The following is a 15387-nucleotide window of genomic DNA, read 5'->3' on the forward strand; positions in this document are numbered from 1 at the left end:
ATCACTACCTGAAATTTATACTCCGGCTTATAAATATGCCTTGCTGATCAAAGATGGTGAAATTGCTTTAAGCCCCATCATTCCTGCAAAGACTACCATAGTCCGATCAATAGAATGGCTCAAAGTGAATTTTGAAGACACCAGTACATTAACAGTTAATACCAGTTACGGTGGTGACAGGGCTGATGGCGTACGCAGTTATTTTGCCACGACCAGTGCCAGGGATGCATCGGATTCCTACCTGAAATACTATTCGTCGTTATTCGATGGCATTGTAATGGACAAAGACATCGAATACCAGGACGACAGCTTAAAAAATCTAATGACAGTTAATGAAGCGTACAAGATACCGGCTATCTGGATTGAAGACGACAATAAGAAAAGAGCTTTTCTCACCTATGCCAGGCTTATTGATGACTTACTGACTGATCCTACGGGAAAGTCAAACAATTATCCACTGGCATTGACCTTTCCAACCGAAGCTCATTATACCCTTAAAATTGAAATGCCCGAGCCCTGGGCGCTTGAAACAGAGGATGTTCAAATCAGGAATGACTCTTATGAGTTTAATTTTAGTGCCGTTGTTACAGGTTCACTGATTACGCTTAAATATTCAATTGTTACTTTCAGGGATCATATTCCTGTAGCTGAAATTGCTCAGTACAAAAAAGATTATAAGAAAATTTCGACTGCATTACAATATCGTTTCAGCTATGGCGGTAAAACGGGCGATGGAGAAATTAAGCCTGTTAGTGGAGTGAATTTTATTGCCATTTTGCTCGGCTTGCTCGCAGCCGGTGCCGCCTTTGCCGCCTTCAATTTGCTGAATCGCAGAACAATTGAGGTTCCTTATGACCGTGCCAATGGTCATGGACTAGGTGGCTGGGTCACAGTCCTGGGCATTACTTTGGTTGTGAAAGGCGGATACCAGGTATATAATTTATACGCGGGAAATTATTTCTCTGCTGAGTCTTATGCAATCTGGCAGACATATGGGGAGGGTTTTGTTTATACGGTTATGTTGGAGTTGTTTTTTTATATGTTCTGGTTTTTCTCAACGGCTGCCATGATTTATTGGTTTGTTCAGAGAAGAGATATATTCCCGTTAATGTTTAACGGATATGTTACAATGTTGATTGCGACCCAGGCGATCTTGTTCCTGCTGTATAAAAAATACGCCAACCATGATGCTTTGAACGGGGTGGTCGATGAGGGCTTAAAGCAGGTTGGAAGGTTTCTTATTTATGGTGTAATCTGGTGTAGCTTCCTGGCCCGGTCCCATCGTGCAAAATGGACATTTTTAAAAGAATATAGGGGATAAGTGATTCAATCTATGAGGTTTCCAACTGGTGATAAACTATACTATCTACCCCCTACATTCTCTTAATATCATACTGATGGTAAGTTTTAAAGCATTGGAATCATACCTGTTAAATTGGAATCATACCTGTTATCTAATCCAATGGCCTTAAATAATGATCATAAGCCCATTTACCAATTTTATCGCCCGTTTTCTGTCCTGCCAAAGTGGAAAAGCGGTAATGGATGCCGGCGTATAGCATTCAGCGCATCGTGCATAGCTATGTGCACCATAGCATTTGACCTTGCCGACAATGGCCCATGTTCATAAGCTGCTCCTCCTTCCGCATCGAATGCAAGCAAATTCCATTCTATGATTATGTCATCTGGCAGTTTATCAGGGTAGTGTTTTGGAAAATCACTTTTAACACAACCAATAAACAATGTGCTGACGAGGGCAGCAAAAATGAGGTTTGTAAACTTTTTCATATGTAGTATTTGAAGGGTGAATAATACAAGTGAATAAGGCACGTAAACCTGCTTAAAAGGTATTGTGTGAGCAAACTTTCAATAGAGATAATTTGGTAATGACATTGCGAGTTGAATAACCAGGGGTTCTGCTGATTACCTTACTGCTTAGACTACAATCAGTGGTGCGGAAAACAAAATGTATCGGGGGTACTGCAAAGAAAAACAAACAGTGCTTTAAATTATAGATCAATTTGCCATGTATGAAATGCAAATAAAATAAGTTGCCTTTTCTTAAAACATGGATAAAGGTTTTTCCAGGCTGCGAAATACCAATCAGGTAACTTTTAGGTTTAGTTTTTCCTGGAACTATTGTCCTGGAATAGGAATACAAACGTATAAAATATTTGAATACGAAGCGAGAAACTTTTACCAGACTTTTATGGTGCTTTTATAATCGATTTATTCCTGTATCATTTATGAATTTATCCGATCTGACGATAGCCCTCATGTCAGTTGTAGGGAACAATGCTTTCAATCTGTAAATTTGTAGTTATGTGCGCCAACCATTCTGATAAATCATTTGCAGCGAAAGCCATCGACTTCCATAAAAACCTGCATTATAATGGCGATCCGCTTCCGGACGGGATAACAATCATGAATCCATTCAGGGAAAATCCGGCCGTATTGCCAATTATTGAACAGTTTTACAACAAATATTTCAACGATCATTTTAAACGAAATATAATCCTTGGCATTAACCCCGGCCGGCTTGGTGGCGGGCTTACCGGCATTCCCTTCACAGATCCCAAAAGGCTCCAGGCGGAATGTGCTATCCATTATGATGGGCCTGTAACCCATGAAGTTTCTTCAGTGTTCGTTCATGAGGTAATTAATGCATACGGCGGCTTAAGTAAATTTTACGGCGATCTTTATATTAACTCACCTTGTCCGCTTGGATTTACAAAAGTCGACGAACGGGGCAGAGAAAAAAACTATAATTATTATGACAGTCCCGCACTTATAAAAGCCGTAAAATCATTTATGATAGAAAGCATTACAAACCTGGTGCAACTCGGCATAAAAACTGATGTTTGTTTTGTTCTTGGAACAGGAAAAAACGAAAAATTTTTAAATACATTAAACCGCGAACATCATTTTTTTGATAAACTGATCGCACTCGAACATCCGAGATATATCATGCAATACAAAAGCCGTAACAGGAATATATATATCGACAAGTATCTCGCGGCCTTCCACCAGGTTCATCATAGATGAAAAAGAAAAAGGGCATCACTGTTGATGCCCCTTAAGCTTATCGAAATTGTATTATTGTTATCTTGGTCCGCCACCTATACAAATGCCGACCTTGATACCTAAATAACCATTTTTAGTCGTTACTATATTGCCCGAACCACTATAATCTACATATGTTGTTTTAGGCACAATATTGTATTCAATCCCGAAGCGGAAATGCCTTGCTTCAAATCCACCCCTTACCATACCGCCAAATTTCGATTTTGCAGAACCGTTATATTCATCTTCATATTCGTTAATAGTTGTTGCAGCAAGCGAGTATATCCCGGCACCAGCACCAGCAAATGGACGGAAAGAATAATTATCAGTAAAGTAATAGTCTGCAGTTGCCAGGTAAGAACCCGAAGCTTTTACCTCGAATTCATCATAATCATCTTCAACACCAGATACCCCCCTGGCCATCACCGCCACTTCCATTCTTAAACCAACTGCAAGTTGTGGGATCACAGCGAATTTTGGTTCGGCCGCAAAAATAATTCCGCCTTTGGCTCCTGATCCACCTGGAATCGCATATCCAAGGCTTAAGTCAAATTTGAAAGGTTTAAGGTCATCCTGTGCTATTGAAGAAAAAGCCAGCATAACGCTTAAAGAAACTAATAGTAAACTTCTTTTCATGGATTAGAGATTTTAGATATTGGGTTTGGTAAATTAATGAACGCTCAAACTAATATCCGGCCAACCAGATTTATAGCGGATGGGAAAATATAATGCAACGCTAGGTACAAATACTTATCAAACAAACATAGAAATAATTAAAAACCGCTGTTTTGCTGGCGGGCCTGGGCCAATACCTTAAAAAAATAAACTTCCTCAACTGTAACTTTTGCTTTTAAATTACACTAACTGGTTAAGCCACATGACAAATTAACTTTAACGATATGGAATGGTTCGTAAAACAAGAGTCAGTTGTCAGAAAGATCTGGGGAAATGCAGATACCATCCTCCTTATTTTCGGTGGAGCTGCAGCGGAGTTTGCCCTGAATAAAGCTGTAGACTGGCTGTATTTTACCGGACGGCTTCCTGCTGATCCTATCGGAAGGTTATTTTCGACAGTCACCTATGCCCGTCTTATCGTTTTTTCTTCCCAGGATTCGGCGAATACTATGATCGATAAAATGAGAATGATCCATACCGGCGTTGAAAATAAAAGAGGTTTCAATATTCCGGATTGGGCTTATCGCGATGTATTGTTCATGCTTATCCACTACTCGATCAGCTCATTTGAAGTTTTAGATAGAAAACTAACCGGGGCAGAAAAAGAGGAGGTATTTGATGTATTTAACAGGGTTGGAACGAGGATGGGTTTAAAAGAACTTCCAACCAGCTATATTGAATGGCTCAGCGTATATCATGAACACCTTGAACATGATCTTGAAAAAAGCAACTATACGGTTGACCTGTTTAAACAATATAAAAAACACCTGGGTGCTGTTCGTTTCAAAATATTACAGGAAGCACAGATTCTTGTCGTGCCAGCCAGGGTTCATAAACTGTTAGCATTAAAGAAAAATTCTTTACTTAATCCCATACTTCCTTTGTACAAGCTAAGCTGTAAATTGAAAATAGATTCATGGATCAAATCCATACTATTGCCGGAAAAGTATAAAAAGCAAATCGCTGACCTGAACCAGTATAAGAAATAATGAACCGGTTTTGTTTGACCTGGTGATAATGTCCAACTAGGAAGATGTAAAAGACGATCAACTAAATATTAACTGGAACCGGAAAGTCTGGGAGGCCTTACAACCTTATTTGAGCCATAAAGTATATGTGAATACGCTGGGCGTTGAAGGCCAATAGCCTGTCCTTTTTTTATTGTTGCTGAAACCAGGCCATTTGCATCCGTGGTTGCAGCTGAATAGCAATCAGGCTAACGTCTTCTACTTTGATTCCTTAGGTTTTGATGGCATAGACGTTGATCTTCTGAAATCCGGAATTTTGCGGATAACCTTTTCATATGCATCAGCATATTTCATCATTCCGATGTCGGTTGGATGAGTGCCATCAACGGTTGATTCTGCATCAAAACCAATTTCATTTGCGGTAAGCAGGTAAATATTTTTTTCACCATTGCCTTTCAAAGTCTTAAAAGTATTTGAGAGAATATCACTGGTCCACTTGTATCGATTTGTAAATGCGGTATCCATATTAACGCCCGGTAATCCGCAACAATGTTCTACCAATAAAACAGGGGTTTGAGGATGCCTGGACCTCAGATTTTTTACCGAAGAAATGATGAGTTCGCTAATATCTGATTCAGAATAAACTTTCCTGTCGTGCAGATTTGGCTGGCAGTCGAGCACGAAAAGACTTGCATCCGTTTCGTTGATCAAATCAATCAAAGGCTGCTCTAAGCGCCCATTCCCTGAAAAGCCTAAATTGATAATGGGAACGTTGAGCCTGCGGCCCAGGATATTAGTCCAGGCCAAACCCGGGCGACTTGCACAAGCACCCTGCATGATTGAAGTGCCATATAACACGATTGGTTTTTCATTGCTTACCGGGAACGGATCAAATGAATTCTTTTCCGGCACATCGATCTGCATCCATTCAGGTGTGTTGTATAAAGGAAGATACAACCTGAACTCTTTTATAGACAGGGGTGAAAAAAAATTTGTGAACTTATAGACAACGGTATCACCAAAGCTAAAAGCTCCTCTTATCCAATGCCAGTTGTTATTAATGTCCAATGCATATAAATCAACACCACTTACACCGGTCGCGGGCATATGATTCATGCTTTTGTTACCGGTAACTTTATACCTGACTACGATTTCAGCGGCGTTCGATTTAAACCTGATATATTCCCCGGCTGAGTTATGCGATAAGCGCCATACCTCAGGTCGCACTGTTTTCTCTGCCTTTGCGGGCAAGCGGTCAAAAGGCATTGCCAGACCAGTATGCCATGCCCTGCCTGCTATTACTGGTACTTTTGATTCAGCAAGGCTCCAGGTTTTATAGCTTTCAGTATTCTGGGCGATAACCGTTTGCCAACCAAACAAAAAAACGACGGCAAAAATGGAAAAGTTTTTCATCATTTGTTCAAACTTATGGTGATTACTAAAAATTATATCCTTTGAACTTTTATCCCAGTTCATCGAAAATCCGGGTGTAATATACCTTTCCCGATTCTGATTTTTCTTTCCCGGCTCCGATATTCGACCTGACAAATAATTTTTTTTATTTGTAAGATATTGCTCTACATTTGTAGAGCGTACTACATAAACATAGAACAATGAAACTTACAAAAGCTGAAGAACAATTAATGGAACTTATCTGGAAATACGAAAAAGTGTTTATGAAAGAATTGATCGGGTACTTTCCAGAGCCAAAACCCGCAACCACCACGATTGCAACTTTATTAAAGAGAATGCAGGATAAAGGTTTCGTAGCCTATGAACTGTTTGGAAATTCACGCCAGTATTACCCACTGGTAAACAAGTCCGATTATTTTGCTAAACATGTGAAAGGGATTATTAAGAACTATTTCAATAACTCAGCAATGCAGTTTGCTTCGTTTTTTACAACCTCAACAAACCTGACAAATGCCGAACTGGAGGATCTCAAAAAAATTGTTGATCAGCAAATAAAAAAACGAAAAAAATGATTGCATACCTCATCAAAGTAATGCTCTGTTCCGGGTTGTTCATCATTATTTATAAACTGTTGCTTGAGAAAGAAAAGATGTTCCGTTTTAACAGGGCCTATCTTTTGTTTACAATGCTGTTATCATTTACCATCCCCGCATTAACTTTTAAAACGTTCAGTGCTGACCTTCCGGCAATACAAGAATTATTACTAACAACAAATATTTCAGCTGCAATCAATCCGGTTCAAAGTTCACCCATGATGGTCGGTCCGAACCCTGCTGTTGTTGTTTTATTTACAGTTTATATCGTTATTTCAACGATACTACTTTTTCGATTCATAATAAATTTCGCAAAAATTCTGTCCACCGTACGGACTAAAGCCAAAATCCAGTACAGAACTTCCCATATAGTTCTCATACCCGGAAACCAGGCACCGCATAGTTTTTTGCATTATATTTTTATCAACGAAAAAGACTTTCAAACCGGGAAAATTGAAAATGAAATCCTGGCTCACGAATTCTGTCATGTGGAACAAAAACATAGCTATGACATTATATTTATAGAGCTTCTTCTAACCATTTTCTGGTTCAACCCCTTTTTATATCTCTTTAAAAAGTCCCTGCGATTAAACCATGAATTTCTGGCTGATGAAACTGTAATTCAGGGTTGTTCAAGTATCGGTGGTTATCAAAATCTATTAATAAGAAAATATATACAGCCATCAGCTTCTTACTTCACCAGCCAGTTTAATTATTTAACAACAAAAAAAAGATTGATCATGATGACAAAACCCAGGTCTTTTACAATTGAGCTGATGAAACAAATCTTTCTGATTCCGGTTCTTGCTCTATCCGTTTTAATATTCAGCACAAATACGATAGCTCAGCAATCCTCTCCTGTCAAACAAAAAAACAAAAAGAAGCGCCATCAACCCAGGTGGGTGCAACTAAAGAACAGTTAATGGAATTTGAAGAAATTGTAAACAAAACTAAAAACGATAAAGGAATTCCTTTGTATGACAAATTCACAGAAGAGGATATACTGAGGCTACAGACTATCTTTTTTGCGATGAGCAGAGATCAACAGGATAAACAAATGGTTGCATTTGTGCCCTCGCCACCACCAATGCCACGAACTCTTCCGACTAAAGAACAACTTGAGTCCTGGAAAAATCCAAAGATTTACGGGGTTTGGATAAATGATAAACGTATAAATAATACTGAGCTGAATAAATTTAGTGATACAAGCTTTGCGCATTTTTTTCTAAGTAAACTCGAAAAGAATGCTATCAATTATGGAAAACATTATTACCAGGTCAACCTGATGACCGGAGAAAAGTATGACGTCTATTTGCAAAATGCGGTTAAGAACCAGAAAAAATATTTAATGTTCTATCGCACCGGCAATGCGAGGTATCCTTTGTTTCAGGGTGTAAGAATTGATTCCTGAATCGTATAAGAAATGGGATACAATTTTATCCGACCAGCAGCAAATCGGATTGCAGCAACGTATAAAGAAACACAAAAGACGAGGAAGCACACCTTAAAAGCGAATATTAATATTCTAACGAAATCCGGCTATCTTCAGGTTAAAGATGAAACTGAACAGGAGTTCCTGGTCACTACCCTGGCATCGGTGGGATCCAACTCATTTTGCATGTTTCTTTACTTTGAGCACACCACCACTTGCTTCCTTGATACTTTGCACATATATAAATGCTGCAGGGTCAACTATCTTAACAGCTTCCTGTATTCGCTTAATTTCCAAACGAGTCACGATGGTCACTATTATTTCACAATCAAAGCTGATATCGAAAGATCCGGGCAGAAATCCCCTCTCGCCTTTATAAACAGTAATTCCCTTACCAAGGTCAATTACAAGCAGTCGCTTTACATCTTCTTGTTTCGAGCAAATAATATTCATCGCCGTAAACTCCTCAATGCCGTCCACAACATAGTCAGTAGCCCTTGAGGCTGTGAAATAGGTAATGATTGAATACATGGCCGTTTCTATCCCAAACTGCAGGGCTGCAGCAGCGAAGAGGACGGTATTCATGGCCATAATAATCTCCGAATTGGAGAAACCTGTCTTCCTTTGAGTAAACACTGCAATCACCTCTGCCCCATCAATTACACAACCTGTTCTGATTACAAGGCCAACTCCTGTCCCGATGAGTATTCCACCAAAAATTGCAATAAGTAATTTGTCGCTGGTGATAGGGTTAATATTGACGAAAATCAGGCCTGAAAAAAGCAATATTATAGCGATAGAAGTTTGAACGGCGAAGGTCTTGCCGATTTTTTTATAGCCAAGGTAAACGAATGGTATATTCAATATCAAAGTGAGAAAGCTGACCTTGATGTCCAGTACTTCATGCAAGAGAATTGAAACTCCTGTTACACCGCCATCCAGGAACCTGTTCGGAATCATAAAACCTTTCATTGCAATAACAGCCAGCCCGGCGCCAATTACCATCTGCAAAAGGTGTTTGGGATTCCTGATATGTTTCCAGTCAATACCACTGTTATAAATCTTCGCTGCCATAATAGTCGTTGGTGTACTTCCTGAATTATAAATGATAAATCGATAGCAATAACAAAGGTTGCTGAATCTACATCCATTTTCTGAACGAAGGAAACATGAAAACTAACAATAATGAATACCAGTATAGTTTTTAGTTTCATGCTGGTCATAATTCCGGATTTGCATGACTGATTTATTTTTTGCTTTCAAACAAAAAACAGCCGGGATGCAATAGAAAGGTGTCATCTTATCATGTGATACAGGAATGTTGAAAAAACAGAACAAACGCTTAAATTTAAAAAGCTTCAGTATTCTTCTTAACTACCAAACTCCTGCAAATGCTCCAAAACTATTTCAAAATAGCCTTGAGAAATCTTCTCAAAAGAAAAGGGTATACCACAATTAATATATTAGGCCTCGCAATCGGAATGTCAGTTTGCCTGCTCATCGTTTTGTTTATAAAGAATGAAGTGAGCTATGACCGCGCCCAGGAAAGAGGTGATCGGATTTACCGGATGGTAGTAGATCGCAAATACCCGGGACGGGCTACTTCTTATTCAATTATTCCACAGTCATATGCTGCAGCCGTAAAACTCGAATGTCCCGAGGTAGAAGAATCGGTTCGTGTGTATTCGCAGGGAGGAGCAAGTTTCGAATTGTCTTATGAAGATAAGAAGTTCGAGGAAAAACGCGGTTATTTTGTTGATTCAAATTTCTTCAAAGTGTTCTCCGCAAAGTTCCTTGCCGGTGATCCCTTAACTGCGTTAGCGAAGCCAAATGCAGTAGTCATTACTGAAACAACTGCAAAAAAATATTTTGGCAATGTTGCCAGTGCGACCGGCAAGTTGCTGAAGCCCGAAGGCAATGACAATCCGCCTTTTGAAGTAACTGCTGTATGTACTGACTGGCCGGAAAACTCTCATTTCATTTTCGATTTGCTTTTTACCACCGCGGGCCGGCCCCAGTTCAATGAATTGAACTATGTAAATTTTGCCACACATACATACTTGTTGCTTAACAACAATGCTGATCCGAAAACAGTCCAGGCTCGTTTTCCAAAAATTATTGAGCAACATGCCGCAGGAAATATAGAAAGGAGTTTTGCAATGCCGTTTAAACAATTCCAGTTTGCCGGGAATGGCTACAATTATTATCTGCAACCGCTGCCAAAGATTCACCTGACCTCGCATCTTGAAGCAGAGCTGCGACCCAATGGCAGCATGCAGGCGATCTATATATTCGGTATAGTAGCTGTATTTATTTTATTACTTGCCTGTATAAATTTTACTAACCTGGCTACTGCGAGGTCAATTGAACGTGCAAAAGAAGTGGGCATACGTAAAACTTTTGGTTCGGAAAAAACATCTCTGATCATACAATTCCTTGCCGAATCAACACTGCTCAGCTTCATGAGCATGTTGCTGTCTGCCGGAATTCTTTTCCTGTTGCTTCCATTATTCAACCAGATATCAGGAAAGGAACTTAATCTCGGCGATCTGTTTACTTTGCCCAATATTATTTTGCTTTTATTATTCTCCCTGGTTACCGGGTTAGCAGCTGGTATATATCCCGCCTTTGTTTTATCCTCGTTTAAACCTATTTCTGTTTTGAAAGGAAAGTTCAAATCGAGCAATTATGGATTAGCACTTCGGAATGGCCTGGTTATCTTTCAGTTCTCCATCTCCGTAATACTAATCATCTGCACAATAATAGTTAATTCACAGATGCGGTTTATGACCGGTGAAAAACTTGGCTTTAACAAAGACCATACAATCATCATTGAACGAACCGATTTGCTGAATGATAATACCAGGGCATTTAAAAATGAAGTGATGAAAATACCCGGTGTAGAAAACATTAGCGGAGCTTCCTCGTTACCCGGGGTTAGCAATTATTTTGGTGTGAGCTGGCAGGAAAAAGGAAGCACAGAACCCATGACCGGCAGGGGAATTATTACTGATGAAGCCCATGCAGCTACTCTCGGTCTGCAGATAAAAGAAGGAAGATTTTTCTCTAAAGATTTTTCAACTGATTCTCTTGGTGTCGTTTTGAATGAAAGGGCAGTCTTAGAGCTTGGATTAAAAAAACCTATCGGGGCACAACTAACTACACAGGAACAACAATTTAATGGAAGAGATGGATCTCCATATATGTATACGGTTATCGGGGTCGTGAAAGACTTTCATTACCAGTCTCTGCATAACCCCATCACTCCGCTTGTATTTACAAATTCATCCCGTTTCAATGATGTTATGTTTATGACGGCTGTCAGGATTAAAGCAGACAATTTCAAGGCAGCCATAACTGCATTGGAAGGCAAATGGAAACAATTTGTAAAAGATCGTCCATTCCAGTTTAACTACCTTGACAAAACAGTGGCAGAACAATACCTGGCGGAAGCAACTACTCAAAAAATATTTTCTTTCTTTTCTTCACTTGCCATTTTTATCGCCTGTATCGGCTTGTTGGGACTGGCAGCTTATGCAACCCAACAACGGATGCGGGAGATCAGTATCCGCAAGGTACTGGGCGCCTCTTCCGGAAATATTGTATTGATGCTTTCCGGTGATTTTCTCAAACTCGTAATTGTAGCGGCCCTTATTGCTTTTCCCGTTGCCTGGTGGTCCATGTACAAATGGTTGCAGGAATTTGCTTATCGCGTCGATATCGGCTGGCAGGCATTTGTAATGGCCGGTTTTGCAGCGGTAGTCGTGACTTTGCTTACAATCAGCCTCCAGGCATTCAGGGCAGCAGTCACAAGTCCTGTAAAAACCCTGAGGGCAGACTGAGCGCCTTTACATTAAAAGTTTTATCTTTTACCAACAGTCTTCATTAAACGCCATGGAAGCATTCAAATCTGCTTGCTAAAAACCACGCAATTGGTAAAATCATGACCAGGGGTTTGATGAAATCATGAGTTGATGAGATGGCCTGACTGTGAGTATAGCCAGGGCGGGTAACATTTAATTAAATTTCAGCATGACCAGCAAATTCAAGAGCAGCTCTATAGATTGGAAACATATTCGAAATCCAAAACATCTGACGCAAATGGTTTTTGGCACCGGCCTCGCCGTTGTCGCCATGAAAGGATTTATGATCCCAAACAGGTTTCTCGATGGAGGGGTTACCGGTATCTCAATCCTGCTTCATGAAGTGCTACATGTTAACATCAGTTTGCTCATGTTTATCCTGAATCTGCCTTTTATCTATCTCGGTTACAAAAAGATTGGCAAAACCTTCGCAGTGCAAACCTCGATCGCGGTTGCCCTCCTTTCGTTAGGTCTGATATTTGTTAACATCGGACCGATTACAAGCGACCGGTTATTGATAGCCATTTTCGGAGGAATACTTATCGGGACCGGTGTGGGACTGGTCATCAGGACTGGTTGTGTAATTGATGGGGCAGAAGTAATTGCGGTGTTTACGCAAAGAAAAACCGGTTTTTCCAATTCCGAGATTATTATGGCAATGAATACGATCCTGTTCGCCGCAGCTGCCTTACAATTTGGGATAGAAACTGCCATGTATTCCATCATTACATATTTCACAGCCACGAAGGCTACAGATTATGTTGTGGATGGTATAGAAGAATTTACTGCAATGAATATCATCAGTTCGAAGCAGGAAGAAGTGAAGCGACTTCTTGTCAATGATCTTGGCAAGGCCATTACGGTTTATAAAGGAGAAAGAGGTTATCTCCCCGGTTCATTTGATATTAAGTTTGACTGCGAGATTATTGTTACAATAGTAACGCGCCTGGAAATAAAAAGGATCCAGGAAGCTTTGGGCACGGTTGATCCCGCGGCTTTTGTATACGTGCAAAGCATTAAGGAAGCCAGCGGTGGTATTCTGAAGCCAAAGGCACACGCTAAATAGCTGAAAAGAGATATGAATTATGAGTTATGAATTATGAAAGCAGTTGTGAAATCAAGAGTTATGAACTCATAATTCTTTCATTAATGGTTTCATAACTCATAATTCATACCTCTCTTGAAATATCAGAGTTTAAAATTTTCTGCAGTCACCTTAAGCAGATCCATATCCGGCGTTCCTCCGTTTAAGTGAAATGCATGTTTTGTTATCTCTTTCGGGATGCGGCCGGCAATATGTTTTAAACGCGCACCATTGTCAGGAAACACGTCAAAGATGCCATATTCGTTGTCAGGAAGACGAATGGCAAACCAGGCTGTGGTCTGTTCTTCTTCCATCGCAAGAGGCTGAGTTTCTTTCAAAAATTCAATCACCTCTTCTTCCTGACCTTCTTTGCCTTTAAAAGTCAATAATATCCCTTTTGTATCCGGCTCGGCAGGTGCTTTTGCAGGAAGCTTGCTGGCAACTATATCTATTTTTTGAATGTCCGGAGGACTTGAGAATAATTCAGGTGCCATACGCATCAGGCCCTTAGCCACATCCCCGTTAAGATGTGCATCCCGTCCCGCCTCATCTTCAAAAACATCGATGATCCCGTATGCAGAAGGACCAAATCTATTAGCGAACCAGGCGATTGTAGCTGGCTCCTGTTTTACCAGCGGAACTGCAGAAGCAAGGAATGATTCAATCTCATCATCTTTGCCTTCTTTCCCTTCTAAACGAACAAGCAATCCTTTTGTAATCATGATAACCTCCTGTTTTAAAATGTTAGGCGATATACATTAACAGATTTACTGTAATAGACTTACCATAATAGATTTACAGTTACAAGATGTACAATAACAACATTCACAATATCAAGATAAACAGTAACACGGTTTACTGCGATACAGTATTCATAGTGCGGAAATTCTGTTCAACATAAATACTGTTCAACATAAATAGTTAAACAAGCCTGTACAAAGCAATGATTTCCGACGATCCTGATTGTTCAAAAATTGCTTCTGACAGTAAGTTAAAAAATAATCGTATCAAATCTGCTATTAAACCGGGATAATAAGCTCATCAACCCGGCCCGCCCGGTTTCTTCCCCAAAAGTATAATCTATCTCCTTTCCAAGTATGGAGCGTATCAAACAGTGTCTGATCCCGAAACCCTTCTCAACACCCTCAGGGATCGCTGCCACGGCAAATGTTATTCCGGATACGTTAATGTAATTCCCGATAGGTTAATGCAATTCCGGATAGGTTGCTGGCAGACCAAATGAAGAAACAATCCAAACCCATTGAAAATAGTTAAAAGTGATGAGCGAGTTATGAGCGAGTTATGAATGGGTGATGAATGGGTGATGAATGAGTGATGAATGAGTGATGAATGAGTTATGCATGCCATACAAAAAAGCACTCATAAGTCACAAACTCATAACTCACTCATAACTCATAATTCATAACTCATAATTCATAACTCATAATTCTATTCAGGGGTTTGTTGAGAAAATACTTGCTTCTTTTACAAATACCCTGCGATTAAGTTTCAACTGGGCTATGATCAGTTCAGCAAAATCTTCGGGATGCATCACCCGTTCAGGATCCCCTTTTATAAGATCGGCGCTATAGGCCAGATCCGTTACAACCGTGCTCGGAGCCAATGTCGTAACCCGGATATTATGCTTTCGCACTTCCTGCATGAGGCTTTCTGTGAGGCCAAATACAGCAAATTTGGAGGCACTGTAAGCACTTGTATTGGCAGCACCTGTTTTTCCTGCCGTCGAAGAGATGTTGACGATATCGCCGGTCTTTCGGTCAATCATAGATTGCAACACGGTACGTATGGTATAATATACACCAAACAAATTGATCTTAATTTGTTGTTCCCAGACTTCCGGTTCCAACTCAAGGAATTTCCCAAATGTGCCGGTGCCGGCATTATTGATTAAGATATCAATCTCGCCAAGATTATTTTTTATTTTTGATACTGCGCTTTCGACTTCTTCGCGATTACTTACATCAGCATTAGCATAAGCGGCATTCACACCCATTGATTTTATTATTTCGGCTACGGCAGCCAGGTCTTTTTCTGTCCTTGCTATCAAGCCAACATTTACACCTTCTGCTGCCAATGCTATGGCTATTGCTTTCCCAATTCCTTTACCGGCACCGGTGACCAGGGCTATTTTTCCTTTTAAATTTTCCATAAATTTTCTTTATGTACTAAATATATTGATGCCCCATCCTTACGAGAATATTCCATCCCGGGTCTTAAATTCAAAGCGGTGCATTGCCCCGATCTGTGAACCGGGTTCCTCACTTTTTGTATCGAT

The 15387-nt window shown here is 40.0% G+C and carries 14 protein-coding genes; 8 read left to right on the plus strand and 6 right to left on the minus strand.

The window, feature by feature from the left end:
• The coding region (locus tag VK664_RS22605; RefSeq protein WP_461400981.1) for a DUF2569 family protein at positions 1-1321 on the plus strand (1321 nt) is incomplete at its 5' end.
• 179 nt (positions 1322-1500) lie between these two features.
• On the opposite strand, the gene VK664_RS22610 is transcribed toward VK664_RS22605, so the two are convergent.
• Complete coding sequence (locus VK664_RS22610) at positions 1501-1788, minus strand: hypothetical protein (protein WP_461400982.1); 288 nt, start codon at positions 1786-1788, stop codon at positions 1501-1503.
• Positions 1789-2322: 534 nt separating this feature from the next.
• Here VK664_RS22610 and VK664_RS22615 point away from each other — a divergent pair.
• Complete coding sequence (locus tag VK664_RS22615; protein WP_461400983.1) at positions 2323-3045, plus strand: SMUG2 DNA glycosylase family protein; 723 nt, start codon at positions 2323-2325, stop codon at positions 3043-3045.
• A 57-nt stretch (positions 3046-3102) separates the two neighbouring features.
• Here VK664_RS22615 and VK664_RS22620 read toward each other — a convergent pair whose 3' ends face one another.
• Positions 3103-3699 carry a hypothetical protein gene (locus VK664_RS22620; protein ID WP_461400984.1) on the minus strand — a complete coding sequence of 199 codons (597 nt, stop codon included), beginning with the start codon at positions 3697-3699 and terminating at the stop codon, positions 3103-3105.
• A 263-nt stretch (positions 3700-3962) separates the two neighbouring features.
• On the opposite strand from VK664_RS22620, the gene VK664_RS22625 reads away from it, so the two are divergent.
• Positions 3963-4727 (plus strand): oxygenase MpaB family protein, encoded by a 765-nt coding sequence (locus tag VK664_RS22625; RefSeq protein ID WP_461400985.1) that lies wholly within the window; start codon positions 3963-3965, stop codon positions 4725-4727.
• Positions 4728-4964: 237 nt separating this feature from the next.
• Here the strand turns inward: VK664_RS22625 and VK664_RS22630 are convergent, their stop codons facing one another.
• Positions 4965-6254 (minus strand): SGNH/GDSL hydrolase family protein, encoded by a 1290-nt coding sequence (locus VK664_RS22630; RefSeq protein WP_461400986.1) that lies wholly within the window; start codon positions 6252-6254, stop codon positions 4965-4967.
• Positions 6255-6319: 65 nt separating this feature from the next.
• On the opposite strand from VK664_RS22630, the gene VK664_RS22635 reads away from it, so the two are divergent.
• The 3 genes from VK664_RS22635 to VK664_RS22645 are packed head-to-tail and all read left to right on the plus strand — an operon-like array spanning position 6320 to position 8123.
• On the plus strand, positions 6320-6691 hold the full coding sequence (locus VK664_RS22635) for a BlaI/MecI/CopY family transcriptional regulator (RefSeq protein ID WP_461400987.1): 372 nt from the start codon (positions 6320-6322) through the stop codon (positions 6689-6691).
• Positions 6688-7635, plus strand: a complete 948-nt coding sequence (locus tag VK664_RS22640; protein WP_461400988.1) for a M56 family metallopeptidase — start codon at positions 6688-6690, stop codon at positions 7633-7635. The genes VK664_RS22635 and VK664_RS22640 overlap by 4 nt, the downstream gene beginning before the upstream one ends.
• A complete protein-coding gene (locus VK664_RS22645) occupies positions 7635-8123 on the plus strand; it encodes a hypothetical protein (RefSeq protein ID WP_461400989.1) in 489 nt (162 codons plus the stop codon). Before VK664_RS22640 ends, VK664_RS22645 begins: the two co-directional genes overlap by 1 nt.
• A 198-nt stretch (positions 8124-8321) precedes the next feature.
• Here the strand turns inward: VK664_RS22645 and VK664_RS22650 are convergent, their stop codons facing one another.
• Positions 8322-9218, minus strand: coding sequence for a YitT family protein (locus tag VK664_RS22650; protein ID WP_461400990.1), 897 nt, complete (start codon positions 9216-9218; stop codon positions 8322-8324).
• Between the two features lie 317 nt (positions 9219-9535).
• Between VK664_RS22650 and VK664_RS22655 the strand changes: the two genes are divergently transcribed.
• Together VK664_RS22655 and VK664_RS22660 are read left to right on the plus strand one after the other, a co-directional pair.
• Positions 9536-11986 carry an ABC transporter permease gene (locus VK664_RS22655; RefSeq protein ID WP_461400991.1) on the plus strand — a complete coding sequence of 817 codons (2451 nt, stop codon included), beginning with the start codon at positions 9536-9538 and terminating at the stop codon, positions 11984-11986.
• Positions 11987-12176: 190 nt separating this feature from the next.
• Positions 12177-13073, plus strand: a complete 897-nt coding sequence (locus VK664_RS22660; RefSeq protein WP_461400992.1) for a YitT family protein — start codon at positions 12177-12179, stop codon at positions 13071-13073.
• A 122-nt stretch (positions 13074-13195) separates the two neighbouring features.
• Here VK664_RS22660 and VK664_RS22665 read toward each other — a convergent pair whose 3' ends face one another.
• Positions 13196-13813 carry a putative quinol monooxygenase gene (locus tag VK664_RS22665; protein ID WP_461400993.1) on the minus strand — a complete coding sequence of 206 codons (618 nt, stop codon included), beginning with the start codon at positions 13811-13813 and terminating at the stop codon, positions 13196-13198.
• Positions 13814-14544: 731 nt separating this feature from the next.
• A complete protein-coding gene (locus VK664_RS22670; RefSeq protein ID WP_461400994.1) occupies positions 14545-15261 on the minus strand; it encodes a 3-ketoacyl-ACP reductase in 717 nt (238 codons plus the stop codon).
• Positions 15262-15387: the final 126 nt, after the last annotated feature.

Source organism: Flavitalea sp. (assembly GCF_035489435.1).
Taxonomy (GTDB): domain Bacteria; phylum Bacteroidota; class Bacteroidia; order Chitinophagales; family Chitinophagaceae; genus DATHKG01.

Coding starts and splice junctions, on each gene's coding strand:
- VK664_RS22620 (WP_461400984.1), bottom strand. CDS start 3,699: ATGAAAAGAAGTTTACTATTAGTTTCTTTAAGCGTTATGCTGGCTTTT.
- VK664_RS22660 (WP_461400992.1), top strand. CDS start 12,177: ATGACCAGCAAATTCAAGAGCAGCTCTATAGATTGGAAACATATTCGA.
- VK664_RS22650 (WP_461400990.1), bottom strand. CDS start 9,218: ATGGCAGCGAAGATTTATAACAGTGGTATTGACTGGAAACATATCAGG.
- VK664_RS22645 (WP_461400989.1), top strand. CDS start 7,635: ATGGAATTTGAAGAAATTGTAAACAAAACTAAAAACGATAAAGGAATT.
- VK664_RS22665 (WP_461400993.1), bottom strand. CDS start 13,813: ATGATTACAAAAGGATTGCTTGTTCGTTTAGAAGGGAAAGAAGGCAAA.
- VK664_RS22615 (WP_461400983.1), top strand. CDS start 2,323: ATGTGCGCCAACCATTCTGATAAATCATTTGCAGCGAAAGCCATCGAC.
- VK664_RS22655 (WP_461400991.1), top strand. CDS start 9,536: ATGCTCCAAAACTATTTCAAAATAGCCTTGAGAAATCTTCTCAAAAGA.
- VK664_RS22635 (WP_461400987.1), top strand. CDS start 6,320: ATGAAACTTACAAAAGCTGAAGAACAATTAATGGAACTTATCTGGAAA.
- VK664_RS22640 (WP_461400988.1), top strand. CDS start 6,688: ATGATTGCATACCTCATCAAAGTAATGCTCTGTTCCGGGTTGTTCATC.
- VK664_RS22610 (WP_461400982.1), bottom strand. CDS start 1,788: ATGAAAAAGTTTACAAACCTCATTTTTGCTGCCCTCGTCAGCACATTG.
- VK664_RS22670 (WP_461400994.1), bottom strand. CDS start 15,261: ATGGAAAATTTAAAAGGAAAAATAGCCCTGGTCACCGGTGCCGGTAAA.
- VK664_RS22625 (WP_461400985.1), top strand. CDS start 3,963: ATGGAATGGTTCGTAAAACAAGAGTCAGTTGTCAGAAAGATCTGGGGA.